Genomic DNA, 14,552 nt, shown 5'->3' with positions numbered 1-14,552 from the left:
CGAACGTGGGAGAGGGAGGGGCCCAAGCCTGAAGGCTTGGGAGGGTGAGGGAACCACGAACACAATATCCCCCCCCCCGTAACCTCCGCACCCTTGGCGCGAATGATGGTGAACCACGCACGCCAGGGGAGCCACCATGACCGCCATAGACAGCGCACTGAACCGCCTTCCGGGACCTTCTGCCGCCATTCAGGCGCTTCGCTGGTCAATGGTTTTCATCTTCGCCATGTTCGGCATCGCTAAATTTGCCGCCTATGAGGCCGAAGGCGTGGCCCGCATTGCCGAACATTACTGGCTGTTTGCCTGGATGTACCCGCTCTGGGGCGTGCAAGGCGCCAGCAATACCATCGGCGTCCTGGAACTGTCGGCGGGGACGTTCATCGCGCTGGGGGCCTGGTCGCACCGGGCCGGCCTGCTGGGTGGGGTGATGGGGATCGCCACCTTCCTGGTCACGCTCAGCTTCTCCATCGGCGCCAATCTCTGGCAGAAGGATTACGGCTTCCCCTTCATGGGATCGCTGGCGCAGTTCCTGTTCAAGGATGTGGTCCTGCTGGCCGCCTGTTTCGCGCTGGCGCTGGATGCCGGGCACCGTCTTGCAGACGCGAAAAAAGGCGCCGCGTAAAAACGCAGCGCCCCATTCACCGTGTCGTACAAGTCCGTGATCAAACGATCACCGTCTCCACGCTGATATTGCCCTTGGTGGCGTGGCTGTAGGGGCAGACCTTGTGGGCGCGGGCCACCAGATCCTGGGCCGTGGCGGCATCCAGGCCCGGCAGGCTGACATTCAGCTTCACGATCAGGCCAAAACCTTCACCATCATCACGCTGGCCGATGCCGACATTGGCGGTCACGGAGACATTGGCCGGCACGGCGATCTTGTCGCGGCCACCCACGAACTTCATGGCGCCGATGAAGCAGGCCGTGTAACCGGCAGCGAAAAGCTGCTCCGGGTTGGTAGCGCCACCGGCACCGCCCAGTTCCTTCGGCGGGGCCAGCTTCACATCCAGGATGCCGTCGTCGGAGGTGGCGCGGCCATCGCGGCCACCGGTCGAGGTCACATTGGCGGTGTAGAGAACCTTCATGATCATCACTCCTGTCTGTCGGCTCTTTAGCCGGGTGGTTGGCGGGGCCGGTTGGCGCCGTCGATCTCGTGATGGAAAGATCGCTCACAATTAGATCGCGTGCAATCCAATTTATCGTGTGCGATTAGATCGCATGCTATGCGTTTTCTGCGTTTGACGGGCTTGACCTTTCCGGCGGGCGGGTGCTGGCATAAGCACCTTGAAATGGCTGGATTTACCAGAATCGTGACCAACGCCCCTCCCCCGCCCGCCCGTATCCGCCTGTTCATCGCTGGGCTGGGTGTTGGACAGGTCATCGCCTGGGGCAGCCTGCTCTATGCCTTCCCGCTGCTGGCCGCCCCGATGGGGACAGAACTGGGCTGGTCGAAGATGGAAACCTATCTTCTGGCCTCCCTGGCGTTGGGGATGGCGGGTCTGTCGGCCTATCCGGTGGGTCGGGCCATTGACCGGGGGCGGGGCCGGGCGGTGATGGCGGCGGGATCGGTCTTGGGGGCATTGGCGCTTGTAGCCTGGGGCGCGGCGGGATCGGCCTGGCTGCTGGTTCCGGCCTTCATCGGCATTGGCGTGGCCCAGGCCATGACGCTGTATGAACCGGCCTTTGCCATCATTGCCCGGCGGTTTGGGAGGGATGCCCGTGACAAGATCACGGCCCTGACCCTGTGGGGCGGGTTTGCCAGCACAGTCTTTATCCCCATTACACAGGCGCTGCTGGATCATCTGGGCTGGCGCGGGACAGCCTTTGCCCTGGCGGGGTTCATTCTGCTGGTCAATCTGCCGCTGCATCTATGGCTGCTGCGCGATGATGGCGCGGCCTCGGGAATGGCCGGCAGTGCGGCCGGTGTGGGCGGCGATGGGGTGATTGTGCGCTGGGCTCTGCGGCAATGGGCCTTCTGGGGATTGGCCCTTGCCTTCATGCTGTATTTCGCGGCCTTTACGGGGGTCACCTTCCACCTTTACCCGCTGTTGGCCGAACGCGGGCTGGACGCGGCCCATGTCGTGACCATCATGGCCATCATCGGTCCGGCACAGGTGGCGGGACGGGTGGCCATGGTCGCCCTGGCGCGGGCTACGCCCATTGCCCGGATCGGCTGTTTTACCACCCTGACCCTGGCTCTGTCGCTATTGGGTCTGGCGGCGGCGGGGACGCAGATGGCGGTGCTGGTCGGCTTTGCTCTGATCTATGGCGCCGCCAACGGCATCCTGACCATCGTGCGTGGGGCTGCGGTGCCGGAAATGCTGACGCGCCGGGCGTATGGCGCCATCAACGGCTTGCTGACCACACCCATCGGCGTGGTGCGGGCGCTGGCCCCGTCCTTCGCCGCCCTGGTCTATGACCTGACCGGCGGCTATGGAGGGGTGCTGGTGGGGTTCATCATCATGGCGGCTGCCATGACACTGGTGTTCTTCGCGGTAGCCAGGGCACGGCCACCGACGGAGCCACCTTTATAAAAAGGCGGCCGCGGGCGCGCGGGTCGGGACAGGGGAGCCGGCCCGCGGGACGTGTTGCCCGCGGCCGCAACGGTCATGCCGCTTGCCCCGGCATGCCGACCTGGAAACCGGGCTGGTTCATGGGGTGGTTCTTGTCCACGAACACCGACCGGTCATTTTTCATCATGATGACTTCGAAATAGGGGCTGAACTGCGCGTCGGTGATGCCGAAGGCCTTCTGCGCCTTGTCGAAGAATTCGCGCTCCTCCGGCTCCGCCTCGCCATCCGACAGGGCGCTGTCGACGAGGTTCATCAGGATGCACAGGCGCTGCGCCGTGGTCAGGACGGGCGTCGCCTCGGCCAGGAACTGCTCATGGCTGTGGCTGCGCACATATTTCATGGCGGAATTCAACAGCGCCTGGTTGTTGGCGCCGACACCGATGGTGCCGCCCGACTTCTCCCCGCCGATGACGGCCAGAAGGTGACCCACCTCCTCGGCATCCATCTCGCCATCGGCGGCCATGGTATAGAGAAGGGCGATGGCGAAGGCCTTGTGGGCCGTCATTGCCTCGCCCTTGTCGCTTTTGAACATGTTGAACAGGCTCATATCAGGACCTCATCTGCCAAGATGTTGTTTTATTTTGATATTTTAGAGACGGGTATAGTTCCCGTCGATAACCCCGCCGCGCCCGTTCTGGGGTCGACGGAAGGGGTGCTGGCCATCAAGGTGACGGCGCAGAAGCTCAACATTGCGGTCATTGGCGCGGAAGAACAGGTCGCCGAACCAGCCCACGACGGGGATGGCGCTGATCAGGCTGTCGATGACGACATTACCCGCCATCTTGGTGACCAGCCGTTTGGGCGCACCCAGCCGGGAACTTTCCCAGACCAGCCAGCCGGCAACGCCCGTGGATAGCGCCAGACCGGCGCCAGGGATCAGGTTCAGCGGCGCGTCAAGACCCACCCGCCCGACGATAGGCAGCTTGATTGCGCTGTCCAGCAGCCGCGCCACACGGTCCAACCGCCGGCGGATGCGCCAGTGATTGTCCATATGCGCATCGGCGCCGGCATCATCGTAACGGGGGGAGTAACGTTCCAGGTTCGACATAAAGACAGGCTCCTTCACGACCAAGCCATAGCTTCGCCCAAGGAGTCCGACATCGCGTGCGGCTGTCGCCATCACGCCAGAGGGGCCCGGACCCAGGATGTCGCTGATGTAAGGGGGGTGGGCCGGGGGTTCAAGGGTGGAGGTGGAGATTTTTTAGCAAAAGGACAAAGGCGGAAGTGATGAACCACACCGCTAACCCTGTCCTTTCCCCTGGAAAATCGGGGCCTATCCATGCACCCTGTCGCCTTCATTGCCGGGTCCGGGGGCGCCATGTGGGTTTTGTTGGGTGTGGGGGTTGTGGTCATCGGGTTTGTGGCCCGGATCAATCCCTTGCTGGTCATCGCGGCGGCGGCCATCACCACGGGGCTGGCAGCAGGGATGGAGCCGCTGGCCCTGATCGCGGCCCTGGGCAAGGCCTTCAATGATAACCGCTATGTCAGCCTGATCTGGATTGTGCTGCCCGTCATCGGGTTGCTGGAACGCGAAGGTTTGCAGGAACTGGCGCGCGGCCTGATCACGCGGGTGAAGGCGGCGACACCGGGCCGGCTGCTGCTGGGTTACTTCGTGGTGCGTCAGGCGCTGGCCGCAGTCGGCCTGACCTCCGTCGGGGGTCATGCACAGACGGTGCGCCCGCTGCTGGCCCCCATGACGGAGGCGGCGGCCGAACAGCGGCACGGGCCGCTGGATGATGACACCCGCAATCTGGTGCGTGCCCATGCGGCGGCGGTGGACAATATTGCCCTGTTCTTTGGCGAAGACATCTTCCTGGCTATCGCGTCGATCCTGCTGATCAAGGGGTTCCTGGAACAGAACGGCGTGATGGTGGAACCGTTGCAACTGTCGATCTGGGCCATCCCGTCGGCCATTGCGGCGCTTGGCGTGCATGCCGTCCGGCTGCGTGCCCTGGATCGGCGCCTGGGCATGAAGGGGGCCGTGGCATGATCGGGCTGCACGAGATCTATATCATCGGCGGCCTGTTCTTCGGGGCCTGCGCCATCTATGGCCTGCTGGACCGGGGCAATCCCCGCCGCTGGCTGAATTTCCTGTTCTGGGGCGGGCTTGCCACGTCGTTCCTGGCCGGCGACCACCTGGGCGATATTGGCAATGGCTTGCTGGTCCTGGGGCTGGTGGCCGTTGGTGCCGTCGGCCTGGGCAAGGGGACGGCGCGGACCACAAGTGTGGAGGAACGGCGCGAAAGGGCGGCCCGGCGCGGGGGAAAGCTGCTGATCCCCGCCCTGGTCATCCCGGCCACGGTTCTGGTCGGCACCCTGCTGTTCAAGCACCTGACCATCGGGGGGGAGGCGCTGGTGGAAAGCCGGCATGCGACGCTGGTCTCCCTGACCTTAGGCGTGCTGCTGGCCCTGTCGCTGTGTCTGGTCTGGCTGCGGCCCGGCCCGGTGGCGGCGGTACAGGAGGGGCGCCGGTTGTTGGATTCCGTCGGCTGGGCCGCCATCCTGCCGCAGATGCTGGCCTCGCTGGGGGCTGTCTTCGCGCTGGGCGGGGTGGGTCAGGCGGTGGGGACGCTGATCGGTGACTATCTGCCGCTGAACGGGCCATTTGCCGCCGTGCTGGCCTATTGCCTGGGCATGGCGCTGTTCACCATCATCATGGGCAATGCCTTCGCCGCGTTCCCCGTGATGACGGCGGCGGTGGGCCTGCCGCTGGTGGTGTTCAAGTTCGGGGGCGACCCGGCGGTGATGGGGGCCATCGGCATGCTGTCGGGCTTCTGCGGCACCCTGATGACGCCGATGGCGGCCAATTTCAACGTGGTGCCGGCGGTGCTTCTGGAACTGAAGGACCGCAACGGCGTCATCAAGGCACAGATCCCCACGGCCCTGCCGCTGCTGGGCATCAATATCGCGCTGATGTATCTGCTGGCTTTCCGGTGAGGGAGAGGGACGGATGCTGGATCAAGCCCTTGCCGACAAGTTAGCGGCGTTGGCCCTGGGCCATGTCACCCGCGAGTATCCAAACAAGCTGGATCATGTCCTGGCCGGTCCCGACGATGTCGGTGATCCGCGCGGCCTGCACCCCGTGTTCTATGGCAGTTTCGACTGGCATTCCTGCGTGCATGGTTACTGGCTGCTGGCCCGGTTGCGGCGGCTGTTCCCCGGTCTGACGACGGGTCCCGCCATTAAGGCGCTGTTTGACAGCCATCTGACGCCGGCCAGGATCGCGGGCGAGCGGGATTATCTGACCCGGCCCACGGCACGCGGGTTTGAACGGCCCTATGGCTGGGGCTGGCTGCTGGCGCTGGCCGCCGAACTGAACCGCGCGGACGATGCGGATGGGCGGCGATGGGCGGCAGCGCTCACCCCGCTGGCCCAGGATTTCGCCGACAGGTTCAAGGCGTTCCTGCCGCTGGCCACATATCCGGTGCGGGCCGGCACCCATGGCAATACGGCCTTCGCCCTGACCCTGGCACTGGATTATGCCGATCAGGTGGGGGATGCGGCCCTGGCCAACCTGTGCCGTGACCGGGCAAAGGCCTGGCATGGCGGCGACCGCGATGCCCAGGCCTGGGAACCGTCGCAGGATGATTTCCTGTCCCCCACCCTGATGGTGGCCGAACTGATGCGTCACGCATTGCCGCCGGGTGATTATGCCCACTGGCTGTCTTCCTTCCTGCCGCGTCTGGCGGACGCAGAGCCGGCGACCCTGTTCCAGCCCGCCACGCCCAGCGACCGGACGGACGGCAAGATCGCGCATCTGGACGGGCTGAACCTGTCGCGTGCCTGGTGCTGGCGCGCCATCGCCCCCGCCCTGCCGGACAGGGCGCGCGAACGGGCGGAGGCAGCGGCGGATGCCCATCTGGCCGCTAGCCTGCCGCATGTGGCCGGCGACTATATGGGCGAACATTGGCTGGCCACCTTCGCCCTGCTGGCCCTGACGGGGCATGCATAGGCATCGTCAGGGGGGCGGCGGAATGGTATGATCGCCCCTGGATATGGTGAGGGACGCGGACGATGAGCAGCGCCAAGGCCGTGAAGCAGCCGGTGAACCTGCCGGAAACCATCGGCAGCAAGGAGATCATCGCGCCTGTGCAGACGGAGCGTGACAAACTCCAGGCTCGCATGGACGAGGAGATGGAACGCTATAATCGCTGGTCCGCCCAGGGCATTTCCGTTGCCGACGAGTATGGCCAGCACTGATGCCCCAGTTGATGTTCATGTGAACAATGGGCGATCCCAAAAGCTTTTTCCGTATTTCGTGATTGTGCAGACCGGGCTGCTTCGGCAATGGGAGCGGTGTATTGTCGTCCCATTGTCCCCCGAACCTGGCTTTTTCCGCGATCCCACCATGGCGCCCATTGTCAGGGTCGACGGCGTATCGCTGCATTTTCAGGCGCTTGAGATCACCAACATTCCCCGATCGTCACTGGGGCGGTACGCGGGCAACCTTGCCAACCATGGAGACATCCTGATCCGTGCCCTGGATCAGGTTCTGGCACGCGGATATCCAGACTGATCGCCCCTTGCAAAACTGACTTTATTCCTATAATTTTTTCCCACACCCACCCGGAATCCCTGCAAAGGCGGTGGCGGCCCTGATCGGCTGCCGCCGCCTTTGTGCATTTGAAGGATTGAAACCCATGCTGAGCAAGCTGTTACAGGCGCTGGTCGGCGGTGGTGCCCAGGCCCTGGCCGGCGCCATCACGCCCTTTACCGGCGACAGAACCCAGGACGAGACCAGCCGCCATGGCGAGATGCTGGCCCGGTTTCAGCAGTTCGGGGCCGAATTCGCCGACCGCCAGGGCCGCACCTGGTGGGACAGTTTCATCGACGGGCTGAACCGTCTGCCCCGGCCCGCCATGGCGCTGGGGGTGATCGGCATTTTCGTCTGGGCGTCGGCGGACCCGGTGGGCTTTGCGGCGGCGGCCCAGGCCTGGGCCCTGATCCCGGAAGAGATGTGGGTGGTGCTGGGCGCCATCATCGCCTTCTTCTTTGGCGACCGCACCCTGCTGTCGGCCCGCCGCACCAGGGGGCCGAGCCTGGAACAGGTGCAGGCCGTCCTGGCGACGCAGCGGCAGATCGAGGCGACCAGAGCACCCGCCCCCATGGACCCCGATCAGTACAAGGCCGAAATGGCCGATAGGGGCACCCCCCTGTCGGAAGCGGCCATTCGCGAATGGAACCGCCGCAACGGTGCGGGTGCCAAGGGTTGATGCCGGGGACGGCATGAACTGCCGTGGCCGCTGCCCGGATCGGTGCCCGCCGCCGCCCCACCTCCCCTATCGTCGCGGCGCGAACCAGCATGGGGAACGGGATATGGACAGGGTTTTTAGCTTCATTGATCTGCGTGCCTTTGCGGCATCGGCACTTGCCGATGGTGCGGCCAGCGGCACCTGGACCAACGGGCGCAAGGCCCTGGACCTTGCCCCCGGCCCCGTCACCCTGTCGGCCCTGCGCCTGGCACCCGGTGAGGGGCAGTCACCAGCACAGGCCGGCGACGAGTTCGTGCTGGTCCTGTCGGGCAGCCTGGCCCTGGTGGCGGGTGGCACTGCCGTGACGCTGGGGGCCGATGACAGTGCCGTGGTACCGCGCGGGCAGGCTGTGTCATGGTCCGCACCCTCTGGTGCCACCCTGCTGATCATGGGCTGTGCGGAAGAAGGCGGGCCCGGTGCTGACCGGGTGGTTGCCATCGATACCGGCGTGGCCCTGACGCCGTCAGGCGCGCCGTTGGCCGAACTGCTTTTGTCGCCCACGCCCGCCTGCCGCAACCATACGACCTATGTGTCGGGCAGCGGCACCTTCATGTGCGGTGTGTGGGACAGCACCCCTTATCACCGCCGCGCCATGTATTATCGGCATTTTGAACTGATGCTGCTGCTGGACGGGTCCGTCACCTTCGTGGATGAGGCCGGACGCGAGGGCACATTCAACAAGGGCGACATCTTCCTGGTCGAACAGGCCGCCACCTGTTCCTGGGAAAGCCGGGTGGACGTGGCGAAGATCTACGCGATCTACCGCCCGGCGTAAGGGGGGCATCAGCCCCCCATTGCCCCGTCATACAGATCAGGCCGCCAGACGGCGGTCAGCGCTGCCCCTCCATCGGCGGGCGCCTGCAACTGCCCCGCAGCCGCCATCTCAGTCAGCAGCCGGCCCACATCCGCCGGGTCGGGTCGGTTGCGGTTGGGGGCCGGCATGGCGCCGGCCAGGGTTTCGGCAATCAGGTCTGCCGCAAGCCCGACATGGCGGGGTTCGGCAAGCAACCGGGCCAGATCGCCCCGGTTGGCCGGATCGGCGCACCAGTCGGCGGCCTTCACCACGGCGCGGATCAGGGCGGAGGTGCGGGCGGGGTCGGCATCGGCCCAATCGGCGCGCAGGCCCAGCACCTTCTCCAACCCATCGGGCCTGATATCGGCCTTGGTCACCACCACCTGGCCCACCCCGCGCTGGACGGCGCGCAGGTTCCAGGGCTCGCCCGCGCAATAGCCGTCGATCCAGCCGGCGGCCAGGCTTTCCGCCATGCGCGGCGGAGCGATGACGCCGATATTCACCTCCGTGCGCCCATCGATCCCGCCATCGGCCAGCCATTTCAGCAGCTCATAATGGTGGCAGGAGAAATGGAAGACGGTGACGAAGGACAGGAACGGCTTGCCCGCCTCCCGGTCGGCATCGATGACGGGACGCAGCGCGCGCGCCCGCAGGGAAGGCGGCCCCGCCATCACATCGGGTGCCGCCGCCACCATGCGTTCATAAAGCTCCATCGACACAGTGATGGCATTATTGGCCAGCCCCAGCGACACGGGCACGACCAGCGGCGTGGCCGGCACGCCGGCAATGCCGTGATGAATGGCCAGCGCCAGGGGTGCCAGGATATGGGCACCATCCACCCGCCCGAAGGCCAGCTTGTCCCGCAAGGCCGCCCAGGACGGGGCGCGGTCTAGCATCAGGTCGATGCCTTCGGCGGCGGCAAAGCCCATTTCGGCGGCGGCGACGGGAATGGCGCAATCCACCAGGGGCGCGAAGCCCAGCTTGACGATCTCGGCCATTCTCAAAGCTCCATCTCGAAGGCGGTGATCACGCTCTGCGCGATGTCGGACAATTTGCGGTTCTGCTTCATGGCGGTGCGCCGCATCAGGTTGTAGGCATCCTCCTCCGACAGGCCGCGATGCTTCATCAGAAGGCCCTTGGCCTTCTCCACCTGTTTTCGGTCCTGGAGTTTGGACTGCGCCTCGTCCCGTTCGCGGCGCAGCCGGTCGAAGGCGTTGAAGCGGGTGATGGCCGTTTCAACAATGGGCTTGATACGGTCCTGACGAAGGCCATCCACGACATAGGCGCTGACCCCGGCCTCAATCGCCGCATGGATCATCTGGCTGTCGCTCTGGTCCACGAACATGGCGATGGGCCGCTGCACCACGCGGCTGACCTGGAACATCTGCTCCAGGGTGTCGCGGTCGGGATTTTCCAGGTCGATGATGATGACATCGGGGGCCAGCGCCTGGATGCGGGCCAGTAGATTGACCGAGGGGCCAATCGTACTGACGCGCACCCAACCGGATTCCACCAGCCCCCGTTCCACCACCGCCGCACGGTCGGGATTGCCGTCAATGACCAGGATATTGGGTTCAGGATTGGCCATGCTTTTGTCTGTCACCCTCACTCCGCCGGCACGGGGACCACGCCCCGCACCTCGTCCACCGCACCCTCATTGAAGCGGATCAGCAGGGTCGGCAGCGACGCCAAGGTCACCGCGATGCCCAGATACATCAGCCCCTGCTGATAGGTGATGCCTTCCGCCTTGAACAGGAAACCGGCGGCGACCGCCCCCATGTTCCCGCCCGCCCCGACAATGCCCGACACGGACCCCAGCGCCTTGCGGTTCACGAACGGCACGATGCCGAAGGTGGCGCCGCAGCCCATCTGCACGAACAGTGAGAAGAACAGCATCGCCGCCACCGCGATCCACAGGACCGTCATCTGCGAGAACAGCAGCAGCGCCAGCCCTTCGGCAAACAGCACCAGGAACAGGAGGCGCACACGCGCCTGCAAGCCGGCCTGTCCGGCCCAGCGGTCGGAGAGAAAGCCGCCCAGGGTGCGTGCAAACAGGCTCATCGAACCGAAAAGGCCCGCGATGATGCCGGCGGTGGCGAGGTCCAGCTTGAAATTGTCGAAGAAATAGATGGCCGCAATATTGTGCAGGGTCAGCTCCACGCCAAAGCAGGCGCCATAGGCGATAAACAAGGCCCAGACGCGGATATCGGACAGGGCCGTAACGAAACCACCCTTGCCCTTGCCCCCGTTCTTGCCCCCACCGGCGGGCGGCAGGCGACCGGCGGCGCGCAGATCCTTGAAATCACCCTCCGGGCAATCCTGGGTGAAGCGCCAATAGGCGAGTGCGGCCACCAGCAGCACCAGACCCGGCACCACCATGGCCAGCCGCCAGGCATGGCCCTTGTCCACGCCAAGGAACAGGATGCCGGTCAGGACCAGCGGCATCACCATCTGCGTGATCCCGCCACCCAAATTGCCCCAGCCCGCCGTGGTCGCATTGGCCGTGCCCACGACGTTGTGCGCGAACATCACCGACGTGTGGTACTGGGTGATGACAAAGGCGGCACCGATGGCCCCGATGGCCAGCCGTGCCAGCAGAAATGTCTCGTAACTGTCGGCCAGACCGACACACATGACGGGCACGGAGCCGAACGCCAGCAGGCCCGTATAGGTGCGGCGCGGGCCGAACCGGTCACACATCGGCCCGATGATCAGGCGCACGGCGACCGTGATGGCCACCGACGCAATCATGATATTGCCGATCTGCCCCTTGGTCAGACCCAGATCGTCACGGACCACCGCCATCAGCGGGGCAATACCGAACCAGCCGAAGAAGCAGAGGAAGAACGCAAACCAAGTCATGTGAAAGGCCCGCATCTGCACGCTTTTCAGCGTGAACAGGTCGATGCGCGTGGCCTTGTTGCGGATATCCATCGTGATGCCTTTGTCGTCCGGGCCGCCTGTCGGTTCCCCGTCGGCGGCCATGCGTTGCGGTGGGGGATCACCCCACCCCTGCCTGGTCGTCCGCCGTTGGACGATGGAATATCCCTGCCTCGGGACAGGTTTCATTCAGCAATGGCCGTGCCAGCGGGCGCAGGCGCGGGATTCCGGGGCTTTGCGCCACCGCGACCCTTCGCAACTGCACAAAAATGCATCACCGTTTGGGCGATGCCTTAATTTTTGGCAATGGATGGGTCCCCTGCGTCGGCCTCCCTCCCCTGGAATCCTGTGATTCCAACGGGTTGCCGCCTTGGCACGGCATTCGCAAATAGGGGAGCGGCGCAAGGCGATGCAGCGTTGCGACGGCCCTTCCCGGTGGGAAGGGTGCATATAGGGGTCCAAGGCCGGGCCCCACCGGATAATGGCGTCCGAACGTGTAACTGTCCCCAGGCGAGGGACGATGCACGGTCGGACGCCTTTTTTATTGCGCGTTTTTTGCGCAAGAGATGGATGGAGCCAGACATGACCCCCTTCTCCGCCCCCCCGGCCACCAGTTCACGCCCCCGGCTGGTCGTTATCGGCAATGGCATGGCCGGCATCCGCGCTGTCGAGGAATTGCTGGAACGGGCCCCCGACCTGTACGACATCACGGTGTTCGGCGCCGAACCGCGCGTGAATTATAACCGCATCATGCTGTCGCCCTTGCTGTCGGGCGAAAAGACCTTTGACCAGATCGTGATCAACGACCTGGACTGGTACGCCAGCAACCATATCAAGCTGCATGCTGGAGACCCGGTGGAGCAGATCGACCGTGATGATCAGGTCGTGATCACCAAGTCCGGCCTGTCCGTCCCCTATGACCGGCTGCTGATCGCCACCGGTTCCATGCCCATCGTCATCCCCATCCCCGGTGCGCGTTTGCCCGGTGTTGTCACCTTTCGCGACGTCGATGATGTCGATGCCATGCTGGCGGCCAGTGCCAAGGGCGGGCACGCAGTGGTTATCGGCGGTGGGTTGCTGGGCCTGGAAGCCGCCGTGGGCCTGAAGGCGCGGGGAATGGACGTCACCGTCCTGCATCTGGCCGGGCATCTGATGGAACGGCAACTGGACGCGTCCGCCGGGCATCTGCTGGCCAGGGAGCTGGAGCGCCGGGGCCTGACCGTACTGACCAGCGCCGATACCGCCGCCATCCTGGGTGACACCCATGTTACGGGCGTAGCTCTGAAAGATGGGACCGAGTTGAAGGCCGATCTGGTGGTGATGGCCGTGGGTATCCGCCCGGATACGCGGCTGGCAGCGGCCGCCGGGTTGGAAGTCGGACGTGGCATCATGGTCGATGACCATATGGTGACCAACGATCCCGCCATCACCGCCGTCGGCGAATGCGTGCAGCATCGCGGGGCCTGTTACGGTCTGGTGCAGCCGCTGTTTGAGATGGCCAAGGTCCTGGCCGATCATCTGGCGGGCAAACAGGCGGCGGGCTATCCGGGTTCCGTCACTTCCACCAAGTTGAAGGTGACGGGCGTGGACGTCTTCTCCGCAGGCGACTTCAGCGGTGGGCCGGGGACGGAGGATATCGTCTTCCGCGACGCGGGCCGTGGCGTTTACAAGCGCATCGTTCTGCAGGATGGCCGCATCAAGGGTGCCGTCATGTATGGCGATACCGCTGACGGTGCCTGGTATTTCCAGCTTCTGAAGGCAGGCGAGGATGTCAGCGGCCTGCGCGACACCCTGATCTTCGGTCAGGGTTTCGCGGCCAAGGAAGGCGGTGCCGCAAACCCTACCGCCGCCGTTGCGGCGCTGCCTGATACGGCAGAAATCTGCGGCTGCAACGGCGTCTGCAAGGGCACCATCGTCAAGGCAATCGCCGAAAAGGGTCTGACAACCCTGGATCAGGTGAAGGCCACGACCAAGGCATCGGCGTCGTGCGGGTCCTGCACCGGGTTGGTGGAAGGGCTGCTGGCCCATACGCTGGGTGGTGAGTATGAGGCGGCAGGGGTCAAGCCGATCTGCAAGTGCAGCGACCATGACCATGATACGATCCGCCGCCTGATCCGGGTACAGGAACTGAAATCCATTCCCGCCGTCATGCAGGCGCTGGAATGGAAGACGCCCGATGGCTGCCACACCTGCCGCCCGGCCCTGAATTACTATCTGCTGGCCACTTGGCCCGGTGAGTATGTCGACCACGGCGCCAGCCGGTTCGTGAATGAGCGCGTGCATGCCAACATCCAGAAGGACGGCACCTATTCAGTCGTCCCCCGCATGTGGGGCGGGTTGACCAATGCCAAGGAACTGCGCGCCATCGCCGATGTGGTGGACAAGTTCGACATCCCAACCGTGAAGGTGACGGGCGGGCAGCGTATAGACCTGCTGGGCATCAAGAAGGAAGATCTTCCCGCCGTCTGGGCCGATCTGAACGGGGCCGGCATGGTGTCGGGCCATGCCTATGGCAAGGCGCTGCGGACGGTAAAGACCTGTGTGGGGTCGGAATGGTGCCGCTTTGGCACGCAGAAATCCATGGAGGTCGGGGTCAATCTGGAACGGATGACCTGGGGCTCCTGGACCCCGCACAAGTTCAAGATGGCCGTGTCGGGCTGTCCCCGGAACTGTGCGGAGGCGACGATCAAGGATTTCGGCGTCATCGCCACCGATGGCGGCTTTGACCTGCTGGTCGGCGGCAATGGCGGCATCAAGCTGCGCGGCACCGACCTTCTGGCCAAGGTGACCACCGAAGAGGAGGTGCAGGAATATTGCGGCGCCTTCATGCAGCTCTATCGGGAGGAGGCGCATTACCTGGAACGCACGGCCCCCTGGATCGAGCGGGTGGGCCTGGATTTCGTCAAGACCCGCGTGGTGGACGATGCCGACAACCGCCGCGCCCTGCACGAACGGTTCCTGGCCAGCCAGCGCCATGCGCAGGTCGATCCCTGGGCCGAACGCGCACCCGGTGCCCCCGCCGCCCGTGATTTCCAAACGCTTGCCACCGTGGAGTGA

At 64.9% G+C, this 14,552-nt stretch carries 16 protein-coding genes; 10 read left to right on the top strand and 6 right to left on the bottom strand.

Annotation, left to right across the window (positions count from 1 at the left end; genetic code table 11):
• Window positions 1–136: 136 nt before the first annotated feature.
• A complete protein-coding gene (locus tag ACT6Q8_RS21985) occupies window positions 137–622 on the top strand; it encodes a YkgB family protein (protein ID WP_444734435.1) in 486 nt (161 codons plus the stop codon).
• Window positions 623–662: 40 nt separating this feature from the next.
• Here ACT6Q8_RS21985 and ACT6Q8_RS21980 read toward each other — a convergent pair whose 3' ends face one another.
• Entirely contained in the window at window positions 663–1,082 is a 420-nt protein-coding gene (locus ACT6Q8_RS21980; RefSeq protein WP_054167802.1) for an organic hydroperoxide resistance protein, read from the bottom strand.
• A gap of 225 nt (window positions 1,083–1,307) precedes the next feature.
• On the opposite strand from ACT6Q8_RS21980, the gene ACT6Q8_RS21975 reads away from it, so the two are divergent.
• Entirely contained in the window at window positions 1,308–2,531 is a 1,224-nt protein-coding gene (locus tag ACT6Q8_RS21975; RefSeq protein WP_444734434.1) for an MFS transporter, read from the top strand.
• A 73-nt stretch (window positions 2,532–2,604) separates the two neighbouring features.
• Here the strand turns inward: ACT6Q8_RS21975 and ACT6Q8_RS21970 are convergent, their stop codons facing one another.
• Together ACT6Q8_RS21970 and ACT6Q8_RS21965 are read right to left on the bottom strand one after the other, a co-directional pair.
• Window positions 2,605–3,117: a tellurite resistance TerB family protein gene (locus ACT6Q8_RS21970; protein ID WP_054167801.1), complete on the bottom strand. Its 513-nt coding sequence runs from the start codon at window positions 3,115–3,117 to the stop codon at window positions 2,605–2,607.
• A gap of 42 nt (window positions 3,118–3,159) precedes the next feature.
• Window positions 3,160–3,618 (bottom strand): DUF4112 domain-containing protein, encoded by a 459-nt coding sequence (locus ACT6Q8_RS21965; protein WP_444734433.1) that lies wholly within the window; start codon window positions 3,616–3,618, stop codon window positions 3,160–3,162.
• Window positions 3,619–3,888: 270 nt separating this feature from the next.
• On the opposite strand from ACT6Q8_RS21965, the gene ACT6Q8_RS21960 reads away from it, so the two are divergent.
• The 7 genes from ACT6Q8_RS21960 (at window position 3,889) to ACT6Q8_RS21930 (ending at window position 8,597) form a co-directional block, all read left to right on the top strand.
• On the top strand, window positions 3,889–4,560 hold the full coding sequence (locus tag ACT6Q8_RS21960) for a DUF969 domain-containing protein (protein ID WP_054167809.1): 672 nt from the start codon (window positions 3,889–3,891) through the stop codon (window positions 4,558–4,560).
• Window positions 4,557–5,507, top strand: a complete 951-nt coding sequence (locus tag ACT6Q8_RS21955; protein ID WP_444734432.1) for a DUF979 domain-containing protein — start codon at window positions 4,557–4,559, stop codon at window positions 5,505–5,507. Before ACT6Q8_RS21960 ends, ACT6Q8_RS21955 begins: the two co-directional genes overlap by 4 nt.
• A gap of 13 nt (window positions 5,508–5,520) precedes the next feature.
• On the top strand, window positions 5,521–6,522 hold the full coding sequence (locus tag ACT6Q8_RS21950) for a DUF2891 domain-containing protein (RefSeq protein ID WP_444734431.1): 1,002 nt from the start codon (window positions 5,521–5,523) through the stop codon (window positions 6,520–6,522).
• A gap of 62 nt (window positions 6,523–6,584) precedes the next feature.
• Entirely contained in the window at window positions 6,585–6,770 is a 186-nt protein-coding gene (locus tag ACT6Q8_RS21945; protein ID WP_054167797.1) for a hypothetical protein, read from the top strand.
• A complete protein-coding gene (locus tag ACT6Q8_RS21940) occupies window positions 6,757–7,086 on the top strand; it encodes a CcdB family protein (RefSeq protein WP_444734430.1) in 330 nt (109 codons plus the stop codon). The genes ACT6Q8_RS21945 and ACT6Q8_RS21940 overlap by 14 nt, the downstream gene beginning before the upstream one ends.
• 124 nt (window positions 7,087–7,210) lie before the next feature.
• A complete protein-coding gene (locus tag ACT6Q8_RS21935) occupies window positions 7,211–7,783 on the top strand; it encodes a 3TM-type holin (protein WP_444734429.1) in 573 nt (190 codons plus the stop codon).
• Window positions 7,784–7,886: 103 nt separating this feature from the next.
• A complete protein-coding gene (locus tag ACT6Q8_RS21930) occupies window positions 7,887–8,597 on the top strand; it encodes a cupin domain-containing protein (protein WP_054167794.1) in 711 nt (236 codons plus the stop codon).
• A gap of 8 nt (window positions 8,598–8,605) precedes the next feature.
• Here the strand turns inward: ACT6Q8_RS21930 and ACT6Q8_RS21925 are convergent, their stop codons facing one another.
• The 3 genes from ACT6Q8_RS21925 to ACT6Q8_RS21915 are packed head-to-tail and all read right to left on the bottom strand — an operon-like array spanning window position 8,606 to window position 11,600.
• Window positions 8,606–9,613, bottom strand: a complete 1,008-nt coding sequence (locus tag ACT6Q8_RS21925; RefSeq protein ID WP_444734428.1) for a CmpA/NrtA family ABC transporter substrate-binding protein — start codon at window positions 9,611–9,613, stop codon at window positions 8,606–8,608.
• A 2-nt stretch (window positions 9,614–9,615) separates the two neighbouring features.
• Window positions 9,616–10,203: an ANTAR domain-containing response regulator gene (locus ACT6Q8_RS21920; RefSeq protein ID WP_054167792.1), complete on the bottom strand. Its 588-nt coding sequence runs from the start codon at window positions 10,201–10,203 to the stop codon at window positions 9,616–9,618.
• Window positions 10,204–10,220: 17 nt separating this feature from the next.
• Window positions 10,221–11,600 carry an MFS transporter gene (locus tag ACT6Q8_RS21915; protein WP_444734427.1) on the bottom strand — a complete coding sequence of 460 codons (1,380 nt, stop codon included), beginning with the start codon at window positions 11,598–11,600 and terminating at the stop codon, window positions 10,221–10,223.
• 477 nt (window positions 11,601–12,077) lie between these two features.
• Here ACT6Q8_RS21915 and nirB point away from each other — a divergent pair, with 477 nt between their 5' ends.
• Window positions 12,078–14,552, top strand: coding sequence for a nitrite reductase large subunit NirB (gene nirB, locus ACT6Q8_RS21910; RefSeq protein WP_444734426.1), 2,475 nt, complete (start codon window positions 12,078–12,080; stop codon window positions 14,550–14,552).

This window comes from Niveispirillum sp. (assembly GCF_052437035.1).
Classification (GTDB): domain Bacteria; phylum Pseudomonadota; class Alphaproteobacteria; order Azospirillales; family Azospirillaceae; genus Niveispirillum.
This window is presented reverse-complemented; position numbering and strand designations above follow the sequence as displayed.